Annotated in this window: 1 protein-coding gene and 1 pseudogene; both read left to right on the forward strand. The window is 63.3% G+C overall.

Annotated features, from left to right (window positions below; translation table 11 throughout):
* The coding region (locus AHiyo1_RS20490) for an amino acid ABC transporter permease (protein ID WP_059389809.1) at positions 1-882 on the forward strand (882 nt) is incomplete at its 5' end.
* Positions 879-1,717 (forward strand): annotated as a pseudogene (locus AHiyo1_RS20495) (amino acid ABC transporter ATP-binding protein). The gene AHiyo1_RS20490 and the pseudogene AHiyo1_RS20495, both read left to right, overlap by 4 nt.
* Positions 1,718-1,825: the final 108 nt, after the last annotated feature.

A 1,825-nucleotide genomic window follows, 5' to 3' on the forward strand; every position in this document is an offset into this window, starting at 1 on the left:
TGGCGCTGGGTAGGCACGGTTGTGGTGGCGCTTGGCGTCGTGGCGGTGGCCTGGTCCCTCGCGACGAATCCGCGCTGGGAGTGGGGCGTGGTGGCGCAATGGTTCACCGCGCAGTCCGTGGTGAACGGCCTCGTGGAGACACTCAAGCTGACGGCCATCTCCGGCGCGCTCGGCTTTGTCCTCGGTTTCATCCTGGCCCTCATGAGGCTGTCGGCCTCGCCACTGCTGCTGTCGGTGTCCTGGACGTTTTCCTGGATCTTCCGTTCCACTCCTTTGTTGGTGCAGATGCTGCTTTGGTACAACCTGGGCTACCTCTACGAGAAAGTCAGCTTGGGCATCCCCTTCACGGATATCCGCTTCTTCGAGGTCCAGACCACCACGCTCATCAGCCAATTCGCTGCGGCAGTCCTGGGCCTGACCCTCAACCAGGCGGCGTACTCGGCGGAGATCATCCGTGGCGGCATCCTCTCGGTGGATCAGGGCCAGCTCGAGGCAGCCGCGGCCCTAGGCATTCCGGCGTGGCGACGCTCCACCAGGATCGTCTTGCCGCAGGCCATGCGGGCCATCCTGCCCACCGCTTTCAACGAGATCATCGGCCTGGTCAAGGGCACCTCAATCGTCTATGTCCTGGCCTATTCCGAGCTCTTCTACACCGTGCAGGTCATCTACAACCGCACCCAGCAAGTCCTTCCGCTGCTCCTCGTGGCGACCCTCTGGTACGTCGCCATTACCTCGGTCCTGAGCGTCTTCCAGTACTACATCGAGCGGCATTATTCGAAGGGCGCCGTCCGCAACTTGCCGCTCACTCCGCTGCAGAAGGCAAGGAAGTTCTTTGCCACCCACGCACCCGTGAATTTTGACCGAGCGAAGGACGCCCGATGAGCACCGCTGCTTTTCCCGCTGAGAGCCCGACGACGGCGGCGCCAGCCGCCGCTGCAACCCGCGGCCACGTGGAAATCACCAACGTCCGCAAGTCCTTTGGGGGAACGGAAGTCCTCAAGGGTGTGTCCCTGACGGTGCCGCCAGGCGGCGTCGCCGTGATCGTGGGACCTCCGGCTCGGGGAAGTCCACGCTTCTGCGGACTATTAACCACTTGGAAAAGGTGGACGGCGGGTACATCACCATCGACGGCCAATTGGTGGGTTACCAGGTCCGCGGAAACAAGCTGCACGAACTGCGCGAAAAGGACATCCTCAAGCAACGCACGGACATCGGCATGGTGTTCCAGAACTTCAACCTGTTCCCGCACCTCACCGCGCTGGAAAACGTGACGGAAGCACCCGTCGTCGCGCTCCACCGGAACAAGGCCGAAGCGCGCAAGCGCGGGCTGGAACTCCTGGACCGCGTGGGCCTCAAGGACCGGGCCGACGCCTATCCGCGGCAGTTGTCCGGCGGCCAGCAACAGCGCGTTGCCATCGCCCGGGCGCTTGCCCTTGACCCTAAGATCCTGCTCTTCGACGAACCGACGTCGGCCCTCGATCCGGAGCTGGTCAACGAGGTCCTGGACGTCATCCGCGAACTTGCCACCTCCGGCACCACGTTGATCATCGTCACGCACGAAATGGGCTTCGCCCGCGACGTCGCAGACACCGTGGTCTTCATGGATCAGGGCCAGATCGTTGAGCAAGGCAGTCCCCAGGAGATCTTCGCGAATCCCCGTGAACCCCGGACGCGGAGCTTCTTCTCCAAAGTCATCGAACCAGCTTTCAACATCTGAGGAACCAACCTAATGCCACGCATCAAAACCAGGCTTCTCGCGCTCGCGGTGCTGCCCGCCGTCGTACTCCCGGGGCTCGCCGGGTGCTCCGACCCCGGTGCCTCCGCG

Origin of the sequence: Arthrobacter sp. Hiyo1 (assembly GCF_001263615.2) — a bacterium.
In the GTDB taxonomy this organism is placed as follows: Bacteria; Actinomycetota; Actinomycetes; order Actinomycetales; family Micrococcaceae; genus Arthrobacter.